12 protein-coding genes are annotated in these 14,430 nt (G+C 59.5%); 5 read left to right on the top strand and 7 right to left on the bottom strand.

The window, feature by feature from the left end; translation table 11 throughout:
• The first annotated feature begins 267 nt into the window (after positions 1-267).
• Positions 268-969 (top strand): TetR/AcrR family transcriptional regulator, encoded by a 702-nt coding sequence (locus H1Y61_RS14540; RefSeq protein ID WP_180573006.1) that lies wholly within the window; start codon positions 268-270, stop codon positions 967-969.
• A gap of 77 nt (positions 970-1,046) precedes the next feature.
• Here H1Y61_RS14540 and H1Y61_RS14535 read toward each other — a convergent pair whose 3' ends face one another.
• The 3 genes from H1Y61_RS14535 to H1Y61_RS14525 all read right to left on the bottom strand — a co-directional run bounded on the left by H1Y61_RS14535 (position 1,047) and on the right by H1Y61_RS14525 (position 3,170).
• Positions 1,047-2,144, bottom strand: coding sequence for a hypothetical protein (locus H1Y61_RS14535; RefSeq protein WP_180573005.1), 1,098 nt, complete (start codon positions 2,142-2,144; stop codon positions 1,047-1,049).
• A 23-nt stretch (positions 2,145-2,167) separates the two neighbouring features.
• Positions 2,168-2,581 carry a SufE family protein gene (locus H1Y61_RS14530; RefSeq protein WP_174110280.1) on the bottom strand — a complete coding sequence of 138 codons (414 nt, stop codon included), beginning with the start codon at positions 2,579-2,581 and terminating at the stop codon, positions 2,168-2,170.
• A gap of 124 nt (positions 2,582-2,705) precedes the next feature.
• Positions 2,706-3,170, bottom strand: a complete 465-nt coding sequence (locus H1Y61_RS14525) for a DUF5330 domain-containing protein (RefSeq protein ID WP_174110281.1) — start codon at positions 3,168-3,170, stop codon at positions 2,706-2,708.
• A 470-nt stretch (positions 3,171-3,640) separates the two neighbouring features.
• Here H1Y61_RS14525 and H1Y61_RS14520 point away from each other — a divergent pair, with 470 nt between their 5' ends.
• A complete protein-coding gene (locus H1Y61_RS14520) occupies positions 3,641-5,401 on the top strand; it encodes an ATP-binding protein (RefSeq protein WP_235680750.1) in 1,761 nt (586 codons plus the stop codon).
• 37 nt (positions 5,402-5,438) lie between these two features.
• Positions 5,439-6,515: a peptidoglycan-binding domain-containing protein gene (locus H1Y61_RS14515; RefSeq protein WP_235680748.1), complete on the top strand. Its 1,077-nt coding sequence runs from the start codon at positions 5,439-5,441 to the stop codon at positions 6,513-6,515.
• Between the two features lie 66 nt (positions 6,516-6,581).
• On the opposite strand, the gene H1Y61_RS14510 is transcribed toward H1Y61_RS14515, so the two are convergent.
• Genes H1Y61_RS14510 through H1Y61_RS14495 form a run of 4 tightly spaced genes read right to left on the bottom strand, consistent with a single transcriptional unit; the run spans position 6,582 to position 13,191 of the window.
• A complete protein-coding gene (locus H1Y61_RS14510) occupies positions 6,582-7,913 on the bottom strand; it encodes an alpha/beta hydrolase (protein ID WP_174110284.1) in 1,332 nt (443 codons plus the stop codon).
• Between the two features lies 1 nt (position 7,914).
• Positions 7,915-11,025, bottom strand: coding sequence for an efflux RND transporter permease subunit (locus tag H1Y61_RS14505; protein WP_180573002.1), 3,111 nt, complete (start codon positions 11,023-11,025; stop codon positions 7,915-7,917).
• The gene (locus H1Y61_RS14500; RefSeq protein ID WP_180573001.1) at positions 11,022-12,116 is read right to left on the bottom strand and encodes an efflux RND transporter periplasmic adaptor subunit; all 1,095 of its coding nucleotides are present in this window, start codon (positions 12,114-12,116) and stop codon (positions 11,022-11,024) included. The genes H1Y61_RS14505 and H1Y61_RS14500 overlap by 4 nt, the downstream gene beginning before the upstream one ends.
• Position 12,117: 1 nt before the next feature.
• A complete protein-coding gene (locus H1Y61_RS14495) occupies positions 12,118-13,191 on the bottom strand; it encodes an efflux RND transporter periplasmic adaptor subunit (RefSeq protein ID WP_087727559.1) in 1,074 nt (357 codons plus the stop codon).
• Positions 13,192-13,370: 179 nt separating this feature from the next.
• On the opposite strand from H1Y61_RS14495, the gene H1Y61_RS14490 reads away from it, so the two are divergent.
• Together H1Y61_RS14490 and H1Y61_RS14485 are read left to right on the top strand one after the other, a co-directional pair.
• A complete protein-coding gene (locus H1Y61_RS14490) occupies positions 13,371-14,003 on the top strand; it encodes a TetR/AcrR family transcriptional regulator (protein ID WP_322790774.1) in 633 nt (210 codons plus the stop codon).
• A gap of 61 nt (positions 14,004-14,064) precedes the next feature.
• The gene (locus tag H1Y61_RS14485; RefSeq protein WP_180573000.1) at positions 14,065-14,421 is read left to right on the top strand and encodes a DUF1491 family protein; all 357 of its coding nucleotides are present in this window, start codon (positions 14,065-14,067) and stop codon (positions 14,419-14,421) included.
• Positions 14,422-14,430: the final 9 nt, after the last annotated feature.

Raw genomic sequence — 14,430 nt, 5'->3', positions numbered from 1 at the left:
CGGTATTCCTGTTGCTGGCCCCCATTGCTGGCCCGATTTTCGGGCGATGAAAAGCCATGGCTTCAGGGTCCGGCCTCCTCCCAGTTACCGCCATGTCATGTCCTGCATCGTGCTCATCTGCTCACGACATGAAACACCCAAACGTTACGCCATTAGCCTAATAATGCAGCGGATGTTTAATTTTTTATTAGCAATCATCATTGACGCCCTGTTCGGTCACGGGGCAAAAGATCAACCAACGGCCGCATCGATGAAGCAGAGATGACCATGAGCGACGAACAACCCGCCAAGATAAAGCCGACCCGGGTCGGCAGGCCCCGGTTGGGCGCGGAGGTTGGCCGCGAGGCAATTCTCTCCAAAGCCATTCATGCTTTTGGCCGCCAAGGCTTTGACGGGGTGAATTTGCGGGACCTGGCAAGACAGGTCGGGGTCAATATTGCGCTGGCAAATTATCACTTCGGCTCAAAAGCCGCCCTATGGGAGGCATGCCTCGAACGGATGAACCTGCGCGCGGCGCCCTGCATCAGCACCTTGCAGGCCATTTCGGCGGCCCCTTTGGCCTATTCTCAAAGAATGGCGGATTTCTATGCGGCCTTCATCCGTTTCAATGCCGACCTGCCGGATTATGGCCTGTTCATTCTCCAGGAGATGGTTCAGGAAGGCCCGCGCCAGGAGCAGGTGAAAGTCTCGCTGATCGATCCTTTCCACGATGCGACGGTGCCGCTGCTCTTGGAAGGAATGGACCTGGGACTGGTGCACCGGCAGGATGCATCCCTGCTGTTTTTCACCCATTCCATCACCATTTCGCACGTTCTGGCAGGCCAGGGTACGATGGCAATCTTCCTCCAACCTGAGGACCGCAGGGAGCAGACGTTGAAAGATATTCTCGCAATGATCATCCGTTCCGCAGTCGGCGTACTGCCGGCCGAATTCGAACTGGCAATCGCATCGGCCGGTGCTGTTGCGTAGAGCACATCTCATAGGACCGTTGAGTTGAAGTGGGGACGGTAGCAGCAGATACGGTCCGGATCAGCCTGAAGGCCGGATCAGCCTGAAGGTAAATGACGTTGAAGTCGATTTGGTTTCGCAAGCCCGCTTAATACCATCAGCACGGTCACGACTATCAGCAGGTTCGATGCTGTCAGGCCGACTTGCGGGTAGACTAGCGGCAATAGGATTTGAAGCCCGACGAACAATATGGCCTGAATCAAGATGATCGTTATCACTACGGCAGGAGAGAGAGTCGGTTCATTCCTGTCGCGGGCGTCCCGATTGAGAATTCGGGCATAGACGAGGGTGACGAGTGCCATCATGGAGGTGACGGAGATCGCTATTAGACCGCTGCTGCCCAAATAGGTTTCGGTTAATGTGGCCTGCATGAGTTGCGGCGTCAGGGAAAACAGCACCATCCAGAGATAATTCGCCGCTATGCTGGCAAGGATCGGTGGCCAGAGTAGCAGATGCCAACGAGACAACAGCTCTCGGCTATTGGCTGGCATGGATTTCGATAGGGCGAGAACCGCAAAGGTGGCCAGCGTTATAGCCAGGACTGCGATGCCCAAGAGTATAAAACAATCGGAAAAGGCTAGAGCACCGACATAGGCCAGTTCGAGACTTTGAAAGGTTGATTGTATCAAGTCAGGGAGGGCGCTGACAGCAAGTAAAAGCCACAGACCACCGATATCCTCTCGCTCTGTTCTGTTTATCAAGGCGATCACCGCCGCGGTGCCGCCGACGAGGCAAGCAATGGCGACGGGGACGAAAACACTATCAGTTACCTCTGCGTAGCTCTGAAGAGCGCTTGCAACACCATAGGCCTGAAAACCGGATATTATTATAGCACACACCGCCGGCAAGAGTGCGAAGGCCCGGCTCTTGCGCACCCAATTCCGGCAACCGACAAAGCTGAAGAGGAAAAGGCGCAGAATTTCAACATAGGCGAAAGCAGTGACGACAGGACCCGTTCCAAGAGCCAGGATGGAAAACCGCGATGAGGCCATGGCCGATTGGCTGGTCATCATGGCAAACCGCTCGGAATTGAGACCCGGTATAGCGATTCGATATCCAATCAGAAGGATCAGCGCCGCAATCAGCAGACCGACGAAATTTCGCCCCATGCGCCCTAGTCGCGATGCTATCGCCATGTCTCGCACCTTTCGATAGTGTCTCAGACCCGCGCCACAGCCTCGCCCCTGATCCGTTCCACCATTGAACGCAGGCCGTTGGCGCGTTGGGCGGAGAGGTGTTCGATCAGGCCGAGCTTGCCGAACAGGTCGAGGGCGTTAAAGCCTGCGACTTCTGAGGCGGTCTTGCCGGAATAGGCTGATAGCACAATGGCGACCAGGCCTTTGACGATATGGGCATCGGAATCGCCTTCGAACGTCAGGATCGGGTCAGAACCTTCGCCCGCCTTCGTCACCAGCCAGACCTGGCTGGCGCAGCCCTTGACCTTGTTTTCAGCGATACGCTGTTCTTCCGGCAGGTCCGGCAGGGCCTTGCCCAATTCGATCACGTAGCGGTAGCGGTCTTCCCAATCGTCGAGATAGGCGAAGTCGTCGATAATCTGGTCGATGGGCGTCATGGGAGGGTCATCCAGGCGGTTTTTCGGGTGTTTTGAGTGGCCTCCGCTGATGGCTTTGGAAGCGCTTGAGGCCATATAGGCCTTTCCCATGCGGAAATGAACCGGCTGCGCCGTTAAAAATCACTCAACCTGCGGGTTTCGGTCTTGGTCTCGGAACGGTGATGGTCAGGGGCACGCCATTGCCAGCAGCAGAGACCGTACCAGTGACCATATGGTCTTCGCTGGCGGCAGCAGGGGTGGCGATTGCCGCTTCCTTGACGCTGCCATGGACTGGCGCCGCATCGACGCTGATGGCCTGATGATCCTCTCCGGTGCCGAACTGACGGTTAAGCAATTGATAAGCGACCAGCGCGCCTTCACGCGCCCGGATTCCGATGGCCTGAAGTGTCTGGCCGCCCTTGACGCAGACATCGGGCTTTTCGCCGCAGAGGCCGGAAACGTAATCATAGGCGCCGGATGCGGCCGAAACGGCGTTTGCCAGCTCGAATTGCGGTGCAGATGCCGAACCGTCACGCGGCGCGCCGCCCAGATAGGACAGGGCGACCAATACCAGCGTAAACCAGAATGCTCCCTTGATCAGAAACCACATGACCGCTTATCCGTCTCGTTCTGCGACATTTTTTCGTCTGTCGCGTCGGTTGCGCCGGTCGAATGGCCGGGCTGCTGCGAAACAGACTATGATTCGCGCGGAAATATCGCTTTGCAAAACACAATCGGATTTTCTGCGTATTTTCATAAAATGCGTTCTTTCCGCATTTGAACCACATTCTAGTCAAAGTTTAACGACTGAGGTTAAGCATAATTGCGGCAGAACCCTTCTGTTCCCGGGCTTTTTCATTCCACCTGATGCCACAGATATTAACGTGATGCGGAAAAACATGCAAAATCCGTTGCTTACGCCACGTTAACCATGTTTTCGAAAGCTTCTGACCCCTGTCCCTTTCCGAGACGGAAACACCGGTTTAGGCGGGTTTTGCAGCTTTCCCTTTATCTTTTCCTTAAGGCGGCGACCTCTATTGTTTGGTCAGTAAAGAGGACCGCAAGTCGCGGAAATTTGGCGTGTTGGTATTGAGTAAAATCGCTGATCGGGCAAAGACCCTTCTCGACGAAGCCGTGACCCTGGTGGTAACGCGCATCGGCGCGGAAGCTTCGCCGTCTCGCGCCGAAGTTGCGGCGGCACGTTGCGTGGTCCTGGCCTGCTTGCCCGCTCTGGTCCTCGTGCCGTTCACCCTTTCCTTCTTTCAAGGTGTCGCCGTGGCCCTGCCGCTCGGCGTTGCCATTGTTGCTGGCCTGTTTCTGATCGCCGTGGTCGCCGCCCTGTGGCTGGCGCGCCTGTCTTCTCGCCAGCCCGCCATCCGCCAATCCCTGGACACGAGCGCTTCCATCGATCTATCGCTGTTTCCCGGCATGGTTTTCACCCTGGATGCCCAGGCGCGGGTCGAGACAGTCGGTGGGCGCGATGCCCGCGACTTCCTGCCTTTCCTGCGCAATCCGCTCGGCCGTCCCTTCATCGATCAGGTGCATGTCACCGACCGTATCGCCTTTGTGCGTGCCTTTGACGCCCTGCGCCAGGGCGAGGATATCGGTCGTGTGAAGCTTCGGCTTGCCCGCCCCACCAATGCCCATTCTGAAGGCTCTAACGGCGAAAACCTGCTTGGCGACACCACGAGCGACGAGGCTGCCGATGGCACGTTGATGGCGGTCGGGCTCGACATGGCCGTGCGCCGCGACGAGCGCGGTGGCATTGCCGGGATTTTCGTGCAGATGCTGGATTACCGCGAGCAACAGCAGATGGCGCAGCGGCTGGTCAAGCTCGATGCCGATTTGCAGACGGCCAATGAAGCCAAATCTCGCTTTCTTGCCGCCGTCAGCCATGAATTGCGCACGCCGCTGAATGCCATACTCGGTTTTTCCGATATTCTGATGGGCGATTATTTCGGCCGGATGGAAGATGAACGTCACCGGGAATATGTGCGGTTGATCCGCCAGTCCGGTGGCCATCTTCTGTCTGTGGTCAATACCATGCTCGATATGTGCCGCATCGAGGCCGGGCGCTACGAATTGCTGGTGGAGCCGTTCTCGCTTTCGCAGGCCATTCACGATTGTGAAAACATGCTGGCCTTGCAGGCGCAGGAAAAGGGCGTGAAGCTCACCAGCCGCATTGGCCGCGATGTGAGCGAGCTGACCGCCGATCCGCGCGCTGTGCGCCAGATCCTGATCAATCTTGTTGGTAACGCCATTAAATTCACTGAGTCGGGTGGTGTTGTCACCGTGGATGCGGCACGTTTCGGCAAGGATCTGGTGATCTCTGTCAGCGATACGGGTATCGGCATCGCCCAGGATCGCATCCTTCTGCTTGGCCAGCCTTTCGTCCAGGTTGACAGTGATTATAACAGGAAATTCGACGGCGTTGGCCTGGGCCTGTCGCTGGTCAAGGGTCTTGTTGCCCTGCATGGTGGCACATTCCTGTTGACGAGCCGTGAGGGGGAGGGGACGGTGGTTTCCATCACCCTGCCAATCGACGGATCGGGCATTGCCCGGGTTCAATCCACAGGCGAAAGCCGTCAGATCGAATTTCCGCCACGCTTGCCCGTCAGTGAAAGGCAGCCTGGTCGCGAGAGGCTCGATGGCTCAAAGAGCGAGACCTTGGGGAGCGACAGGGTGGGGCTTGCCCAATCGTCGCGGCAGCACCAGATGGATGAGGTCTGTTTTGAAGAGGGTGCGGGACAAACGCATGAGCAGCAGGGTAGCGGGCAGCCGGGCCAAAGGATGGGCCAGCAAAAGGATGTGAATGACGACGCGAAAGCGAAAATCGCCTGATAAAAGAAAACCGGCCCGCAAGGAGCCGGGTTTTCTGATGATGGCCGCTCAAGCGTCCATGCGCCTCTGCGCGCGCAATCCAGCCCGGTTTACCAGCACGGTCGGCTTTGTCGTGGTCATGGGTTTCGTTGCGGCCAATGCGTTCTGGTATCAGCCAGGACGGCATCCGTCTCCCTTCCTGCGCACCCGCGATCCGCATGATTTTACCGCCATGCTGGGGTTGAACAGCAACCATTCCCTGAAACCCGACCCTGATGATGTCACCACATTCCGTATCCAGCGCCAGACAGCGGAAAACACCCCTGTCAGCACAGCGCCCGGCGCCGCTGGTTCAGCAACAGGTGTGGTGCCGGCCGCGGATACCAGTGCCGATCCCCTGACTGCCAGCACTCAGGCGCAGCTCATTCGGCTGGGGCTTTACGATGGTGCTGCCGATGGCAAACGTGGACCCCGAACCGAGGCGGCAATCAGCGCTTATCAGCGGCGGATCGGCATGTCCGTCACCGGCGCGCCCAGCGATGACCTGTTGGCGGCGATGAGCGTCGATCAGAAATCACCCGCCAGTGCTGCCCCCAAGGCCGGTGCTGCCCCCAAGGCCGGTGCGGCCCCCAAGGGGAGTGCGCCCCCAGTGCGCCCTATGGAACGGCCAGTTCAAGTCACGGCGACAGCGGATGATGCCATCGATCCCGTGGCCGCAGCCATTCGCAATGCGGAAAAGACCGTCACCACCGCGCAGTCCGCGCCTGTGCGGCCCGCGCCCGCCCGGTTGCCCACGGTAACCCCCGTATCGACCGCCGCCGTTTCTTCCGGCAAACCCCAGTCCGGCACAAGAGCAAATGCGCCGGTGCCGCAAGCGCCCGTTGCCGCCACCAGCCTTGCGACGACCGGTGGCGATGATGCCATCGCGACCGGTGCAGGCGGGGAAGCAAGCCTGATCATGGATATCCAGCGCGGCCTGATTAATATCGCTTATACCGATATCAGCGTCGATGGGGTGGCTGGCGACAAGACCAAGGCTGCCATTCGCCACTTCGAGCGCCATTACAGGCTGCCGGAAACCGGTGAGCCGAATATGGCGGTGCTGAAAAAGCTGAAATCCATCGGTGCTTTGTAAGCGGCTTTCTCCAGCTTTTCCGTATGCCCTAACGCAAAACCCGTTTCCACTTTCCAAAAGTAAACTCTAATAGGCGATTTTCCCGTTGATCAGCGGTTTCTGCCCCGACGAAAATTCTTGCTTGAGCGATTGACGCGCATCGCTGCTGATCACCGCCATGGGAGCCGTGACAACGGTACGGGCCGCCGAACCGGCCAGATTGGCTGTGCCGATCGCCACCAGACCAACCCGATCGCCCAAAGTGGTTTGGCCGCCTTCCATGGATTGGCCAGCGATGTTCTTGCCCAGATTGCGGATGATCTCCGGACTGTCGGCAAAGGCCGTGTGGCCGAGCGGATCGTGGCTATCGACGCTGCTGGTGTCGATGGCGGTGATGCCGAGCACTTTCATGTCGGCGGCCAGCGGTTGTAGATCGGCCTGGCTCATGCCGCCGACCCGGCTGACGCCGCCCGACAGCCACCGCGATACGAACAGCGCCTTGTCCTTGTTGGAGGTGAAGATGGTGAAATGCGGCCGCTTCGTGCCCATTTCGATCAACTGGCGACGAAACACATCGACATCGATATCCGGCGAAGCCAGGATGACGTTGTTGACCTTGGTTGGAACCCCACCAGTGCGCATCGCCACGCCGCGCAACGCTTCCATGGTCAACCATGCGCCCATGGAATGGGAAATAATCGTCACATCGCCGACATTAGGGTTCTTCGCGGCTTGCAGGATCATGTCTTCCAGCGCCCGCCGGGAATAGGTGGTGCTTTCCTTGTCGTAGAGATAGTCGAACACGCTGCCGCGCGACGGCCATGTGAACAGGATCGGGGATGCGTCCGTGCCGGAATCATGGATGATCTGGGCAAAGCGGAAAACCGCATCCGAATACGTATTGTTGAAGCCATGCACGAAGATCACGGCCTGGCGTTTCTTGTTCCGGGTCGCGTTGAACCACTGCAAAGCCTCGGATTCCGTCGGGACTTTATCGGCCTTCAGCACCGCGAAATCATGTTCCGGGTTGGGGGGCACACGGGAAGGCCACTGCACTTCACCCACCTTGCGATTGCGCTCCGGGGGGATGGAGACGACCACATTATTCACCGAAATTGCTGTGCCGCGATCGCCGGAATAGAGGATACCGGGATCATCAGCCGCCTGGCGGGTGGTAAACACCAGCATGTTGACCTGGCTGGCATCGCTGGCCACGGGAACGGGCTTCAGCACGCTTTCTGGCCGGCCCGCGCAGCCACCCAGCACGAGAACGATGAGTAGGGGGAACGCGGCGGCAAAAGCAGGACTGGACCTTGCCGGCCTGCATGCCGATGGGGAAGGCGATAGGGCATATCCACGGCTCAAGGAAGAACGGGCGTGTTCCCGCTTCCCGCTCTTGCGCCAGCCGAGAATCGGCATCCTATTTCTCAGCTCCGATAGCATTGTCATCGGGAGCATGGGTATCGGGGACGTGCTTGTCGTGCGCCGGGTTTTTCTCCGGCTTGATCCGGAACCAGGTGATGTACAGCGCGGGCAGGAACAGCAGGGTCAGCACCGTTCCGACGACGATGCCGCCCATCATGGCAAAGGCCATCGGTCCCCAGAAGATCTGCCGCGAGATCGGGATCAGCGCCAGCGTGGCGGCAGCGGCGGTCAGCATGATCGGGCGCATCCGGTGTTCGGTGGCCTCGACCACCGCCGCAAAGGCCGCGACGCCCGATTTTCGCAGATCCTCGATCTGTACCACCAGGATGACAGAGTTTCGGATCAGGATGCCGATCAGCGCGAGCACGCCGAGGAGCGCTACGAAGCCAAGAGGCGCGTTGCTGGTGAGAAGCGCGATTACCACGCCGACCAGCGCCAGCGGCGCGACGGAAAACACCAGGAACAGTCGGTGGAAGCTCTGCAACTGGATCATCAGCAGCGTTGCCATGATGAACAGCATCAGAGGTGCGACCTGGATGATCGGCCCCTGCGACTTGCTGCTCTCCTCGACGGCGCCGCCGATATTGACGGCATAGCCTGCCGGAAGCGCTTTGGCGAATTCGGTGATTTTGCCGCTCAGCGCATTGACGATCGTCGCGGGCTGGGTGGGGCCATTGACGGCGGCTTCGATGGTGATCGTTGGCATGCGGTCGCGCCGCCAGATGGTCGGCTGCTCCAGTTCGTAATGGAAGGTTGCGACCGACGACAGTGGGATAGACTGGCCGTTACTGCTTGGCAATTGCAGGTCAACCAAGGTTTCGACTGAACCGCGATCCTTCTTTTCGGCACGGCTGACGACATCGATCAGGTAGATGTCGTCCCTGACCTTGGTGACGGTCGAGCCTTCAACCACTCTGTTGAGGGTCTGGGCGATGTCTTCGGAGGTGACACCGAGCTGGCGGGCCTTGTCCTGCAATACATCTACCTTCAGCACGCGGGCCGGCTCATACCAGTTGAAGGCGATATTGGTGAGTAGCGGGTGGGTGCCGACAATGGCGGCCAGTTTGCCCGCATAGTCGCGCACCTTCTGGATGTCGGGGCCGGACACGCGGTATTGCACCGGCTTGCCGACCGGAGGTCCGATATCCAGCAGCTTCACATAGGCATCGGTGCCGGGGAAGGTCTGGCTCAGATAGGCCTGAAACTGTTGGCGCAGCTTGTCGCGCACGTCCAGTCCTTTGGTGACGATGATCATCTGGCCGAAGGTGATATCATCAGGCTGCACATCGAACGACAGGATGAAGCGCGGTGCACCGCGACCGACATAGGTCGACCAATGGTCGATATCCGGGTTGTTGGCCAATTGCTCCTGTTCGAACTTGGCCATCTGCCGGTTGGTTTCGTCGATGGAGCTGTTTTGCGGCAGGTTCCAGTCAACGATCAGTTCCGGGCGGTCGGAACTGGGGAAGAATTGCTGCTGCACATGGGTCATGCCATAGAGCGACAGGGCGAAGGCGCCGATCGTTGCAACGATGGTCAGCCAGCGCCAGCGCAGGCAAAAGTGGAGCATTCTGGCAAACAGCCGGGCAAACCAGCCCTTGTGGTCGGCATGCTTCTTCATGGTCTTCGGCAACATGGTGACGCCCAGAAGCGGCGTGAACAGCACAGCCACCACCCAGGACACCACCAGCGACACGGCGATGACGACGAACAGCGAGAAGGTGAATTCACCCGCATTGCTGTTGTTTAGCCCGACCGGGATGAAGCTGGCGACGGTGACGAGCGTTCCCGTCAGCATCGGGAAGGCGGTCGAGGTATAGACATGGGTGGCGGCCTTGCGCAGGCTATCGCCCACTTCCAGCCGCGCCACCATCATTTCCACGGCAATCATCGCATCATCGACCAGAAGCCCGAGCGCGATGATCAAGGCGCCGAGCGAGATGCGTTGCAGCGATATGCCAGCATATTGCATGAACAGGAAGGTGATCGCCAAAACCAGCGGGATCGAGATCGCCACCACCAGTCCGGCGCGCAGGCCAAGGCTGATGAAGCTGATGGCCAGCACGATGACGATTGCCTCGAACAGCGCATGGGTGAAGCTGGAAACCGCTTCCTCCACCACCGCCGGCTGATCGGCGACCCGATCGACGGAAACGCCGACCGGTAGGTCCTGGATGACGCCAGCCATGGTCTTGTCCAGCGCCTTGCCGAAATTCACCAGATTGGCACCAGCCTTCATACCGATGGCAAGACCGATTGCCGGCTTGCCATTGACCCGGAACATGCTGGTCGGCGGATCGGCATAGCCACGGCTGATGGTGGCGACATCGGTCAGCGGAAAGAAGCGGTCGTTGACCTTGAGATTGATCGACCGCAGGCTGTCTTCCGAAATGAAACGCCCGCCGACCCGAAGCGCGATCCGCTCCGGCCCGGCATCGATGAAGCCTGACTGGGTAACGGCGTTCTGGGCCTGAAGCGTGGCGATGATCGCTGATTGGTCGATGCCGAGGGCGGCAATCTTGCGGGTGGAAAATTCGAGATAGATCGCCTCGTCCTGCGTGCCGACAATGTCGACCTTGCCGATATTGGGAACGGTCAGCAGCTTGGTGCGGGCGCTCTCGACCAGATCGCGCAATTGCCGATGGGTCAGGCCGTCGCTGGTGAAGGCGTAGATATTGCCGTAAACGTCGCCGAAACGGTCGTTATAGAACGGTCCGACGACGCCGGAGGGAAAGTCGCCCTGGACATCCTGGACCATGTTGCGCACGCGCAGCCAGGTGGCGGGCACGTCGCGGGCCTTGGTGGTATCCAGCAGGTTGACGAAGACGATGGTCTGGCCCGCCGTGGTGATCGACCTGGTATAGTCGAGCGATTCCAGTTCCTGCAGCTTCTTCTCGATCCGGTCGGTGATCTGCTGGGTGACTTCCTGGGCGGAGGCGCCGGGCCATTGGGCCTGGATCACCATGGTCTTGATGGTGAAGGACGGGTCTTCTTCACGCCCAAGGCCGATATAAGCGAGCACGCCGGCCAGCGAAAACACCATCATGAAATACCAGACGAGGGAACGATGTTCGAGCGCCCAGTCCGACAGGTTAAATTTCTTCACGGGCGCGGCTCCTCATCGGTCTTGATCTTTTGTCCCTCGGCAAGCTGGTTGGCGCCGGCGACGGCAACCTGCTCGCCCTCCTTCAATCCGGACAGGACCTTCACCCGGTTGCCGTCGGTGGTGGCGTCATCAAGGACGACCTTGCGCAGGGCGACTGTGGCATTGGCCCGATCGATCACCCAGACACCGGTTGCGCCGTCTTTTCTGAGGATGGCGGTCAACGGCAGCAGGATGACGCCGTCCTCTTCATCACGGCTTGCAGTCGCGGTCACCACGGCGCCGAGACGAAACACCTCGGGGGCGTCGTTGATGGCGATCTTCAGCCGGTGGGTGCGGGTTTCCGCATCGGCTTCCGGGCCGATCTCGCGCAGCGTGCCGATGGCCTGCTTGGTGGGATCGAGCTGTAGCGCCACGTTGAACTTCGTGCCTTCCTTCAGCGCGCCGATCCGTCCTTCCGGCACATCGACGATCACGTCACGCTGGTCCAGCCGCGCGACTTTCATTACTGTCTGCCCGGCGGTTACCGTCTGGCCGACTTCGACGGACACTGACGTGACGACGCCGTCGAATTCCGCCTGAAGCCGCGCATAACCCAATTGCTCGCGGGCCTTGTCCAGCTTGGCATTTGCCTGGTCGAGACTTGCCTGGGCCGATTTCAGGCCTTGTTCGGCCACTTCGAAATCGGCGACGCTGCCGGCATTGATGGTGGCGAGCGTGCGCCGGCGCTTTTCTGTGATCTGGGCATTCTCAAAGGCCGCCTGGGCATTGCGCAGGTCGGCCTCGGCGCTGTTGACGGCAAATTGCAGCGCCAGCGGATCAATTTCGGCAACCACGTCGCCCTTGTGAACGAGATCGCCGACTTCGGCCTTGCGCAGGATCACCCTGCCGAGCGTGCGGAAGGCAAGATCGGTTTCCACCCGCGCCTGGACGACACCGGCAAAGCTGACCCCCGACAGGCGCTCGGCCTTGACGGTTATCGAGCGGACAGGACGTGGCCCGGCGGCCTGCTGGTCGTCCTTCTCGCTGCAACCGGCGGCAAGCGTCAGGGCAAGCAGAAAGGGAAGGGTGATGATTGGACGGTAGAGGCGCATGTCACTTTTCCTTAAAGGCCACGACCTGGCCGTCCGTCAGAAACTTGCCGCCGTCGGTGACGATGATGTCCCCGGGCGCGACGCCGGATGCCACCACGAAATCGCCGACGCGGTAGCGGGCAATGTCGATCTTGCGCAGCTTGACGGAGCTGTCGGCGGTGTTGACCGCCCAGACGGCGGGCTGGCCATTGGCCGAGGCCATGGCGCTCCAGGGGAGCACGATGCCCTGCTGCGGCTGGGCGCGGAACCGTCCGACGACAGTCGTGCCGAGCGACCATTGCGTGTCGGCAGGCAGGGCGACCTTGATACGGATGGTGCCGGCGCTGGTGTCGATGGCCGGAGAGACTTCGCGGATCTTGCCGTCCTGGGGATTGGCGCGGCCGCCGATCGGCGAGACCTCGACGGTATCGGACGGCGCACCTTCCAGGAAAAACGCTTCGAACATGTCGAATACGGCATCGCGCGGTCCGTCATGGGCAAGCGTCAGCGCCGCCTGCGCCGCCGAAACCACTTGTCCCACCTCAATGCTGCGCGAGGTAATGATGCCGTCGGCATCGGCCTTCAACTCCGTATAGGTCATCGCATCCTGGGCGGTGGCCAGATTGGCCTGCGCGGTTTGCAGCGAGCCTTGAGCCGTGGCGAGATCCTCGCGGGCCTGGTCGAAGGTGGATTGGGCAATGGTGTTGGTCTGGATCAGTACCTTGTAGCGGTCGAAGGCCAATTTCTTCTGGCGCATCGTCGCCTGGGCCGATTCCAGCCCGGCCTGGGCAACGGCGATATCAGCCTTCTGCTCGGTATTGTCGAGGAGTGCCAGAACGTCGCCCGCCTTGACCCGGTCGCCGACATCGACATGCCTCTCGATCACCCGGCCTGCGGTACGGAACGACAGGTCGGACTGCACCCGCGCTTTCACCGATCCGGAGATTTCCACCGAGGGCTGATATTGCGCGGTTTGGGCCTTGGTCACCGTGACACTGCGCGGTGAAGACTGGCTCTCGGTCTTTTCATTGCAGCCTGCCAGACACAAAGCGAGCAGGACGCAAGCCAGTCCGGATAAAGTCGTTTGTAACCGCACTGTGAGGTCCCCACCATTGCATTCACGGGTCGTTTCGAGTAGATATCAATGACTGTACGGTTAGTCAATATAGTTGCCGGCGTGACAGTTGCCGGTATAGGAATTGAAAGCGTAATGCGGGTGCTTTCGCTCCGTCGCCTCACGCAAGTCCGCTCGCTCAAACCTCAAGGAAAATGGTCATGGCAAAGCGATTGAAAACGATCAGCCGGGCCGAGCAGAAAGCGAGGCGCCCGCAGGAAATATTGGAAGCTGCATTTGAAGAGTTTCTGGACAAAGGTTTTTCTGCGACGCGTGTGGAAGATGTAGCTCTGCGGCTCGGCATTACAAAGGGCACGGTTTATCTTTATTTTCCGTCAAAGGAGGTCTTGTTCGAGGAGAGCATCCGGCAGATGTCGCTGCCGTTGTCCCAGTTGCGTGCTTCTGCTGAAACACTGGAGGGCAGCCATGCCGAACGATTGAAGCAGATGATCGGCATGGCCTATGAGATGATCGCGGGTGATTGCAAGTGTAGCGAACTCCTGCGTCTGACGGTGAGTGAGGGGACCCGCTTTCCCCATATTGTAGACAGGCATTACGACGAATTCGTTGCGCCTCTGCTGAAAACGGTCTGCATGCTGGTGGAGGGGGGCGTCGCCGCCGGCGAATTTTTGCCAGGCCCGGCCGTTTCCGCTCCCGATGTTCTGATTGGGCCGGTCATCCACTTCAATCTCTGGTCAATCCTGTTTGCGCAACGCAGGCCACTTGACCAAAAGGCCTACATGGAAGCCCATATCGATATGGTGATGCAGACCCTGATGCGCGACAAGGGCTAATAATCCCGACTGCCCCGATGAATGCCTTTCTTTCCGTCAATCCTGTCTATAGAAAAGCGGGATGCGCCTTCGCTCCGATATTTTCGTCGCCGCCATCCTACGCCGTGTGTTTTCCGCCGGCGGCTTTGCCGCTGTGGAGCATAAGGGCATGGACCAAGCCGGCGCCATCTTCCTGCGCCAGCGGTTTCGCGATGGCCTGGAAAGTCTTTATGCTCCAGCCCCTCAAAGCCTGATTGAAGACGATGATGCCGAAATGTCAGGCGACCGCCGTTTCGAGCGCCGCCTGGACAGGGTCGATGCCTGCGAGGTCGCGGCCCTGATGGAACGCGAGCGCCGTTTTGACCCGGATCTATGGCTGGTGGAAATCGAGATCGACCAGTTGGATGGTCTTTTGTCGCTCGTTGGCGAAGGAAGCTGAAGGGCGGCC

It is taken from the genome of Agrobacterium vitis, assembly GCF_013426735.1.
Taxonomy (GTDB): domain Bacteria; phylum Pseudomonadota; class Alphaproteobacteria; order Rhizobiales; family Rhizobiaceae; genus Allorhizobium; species Allorhizobium vitis_D.
The sequence above is the reverse complement of the archived record's forward strand: the minus strand, read 5'-3'. Positions and strand labels throughout refer to the sequence as shown.

Coding starts and splice junctions, on each gene's coding strand:
- H1Y61_RS14540 (WP_180573006.1), top strand. CDS start 268: ATGAGCGACGAACAACCCGCCAAGATAAAGCCGACCCGGGTCGGCAGG.
- H1Y61_RS14535 (WP_180573005.1), bottom strand. CDS start 2,144: ATGGCGATAGCATCGCGACTAGGGCGCATGGGGCGAAATTTCGTCGGT.
- H1Y61_RS14530 (WP_174110280.1), bottom strand. CDS start 2,581: ATGACGCCCATCGACCAGATTATCGACGACTTCGCCTATCTCGACGAT.
- H1Y61_RS14525 (WP_174110281.1), bottom strand. CDS start 3,170: ATGTGGTTTCTGATCAAGGGAGCATTCTGGTTTACGCTGGTATTGGTC.
- H1Y61_RS14515 (WP_235680748.1), top strand. CDS start 5,439: ATGATGGCCGCTCAAGCGTCCATGCGCCTCTGCGCGCGCAATCCAGCC.
- H1Y61_RS14510 (WP_174110284.1), bottom strand. CDS start 7,913: ATGCCGATTCTCGGCTGGCGCAAGAGCGGGAAGCGGGAACACGCCCGT.
- H1Y61_RS14500 (WP_180573001.1), bottom strand. CDS start 12,116: ATGCGCCTCTACCGTCCAATCATCACCCTTCCCTTTCTGCTTGCCCTG.
- H1Y61_RS14490 (WP_322790774.1), top strand. CDS start 13,371: ATGGCAAAGCGATTGAAAACGATCAGCCGGGCCGAGCAGAAAGCGAGG.
- H1Y61_RS14485 (WP_180573000.1), top strand. CDS start 14,065: ATGCGCCTTCGCTCCGATATTTTCGTCGCCGCCATCCTACGCCGTGTG.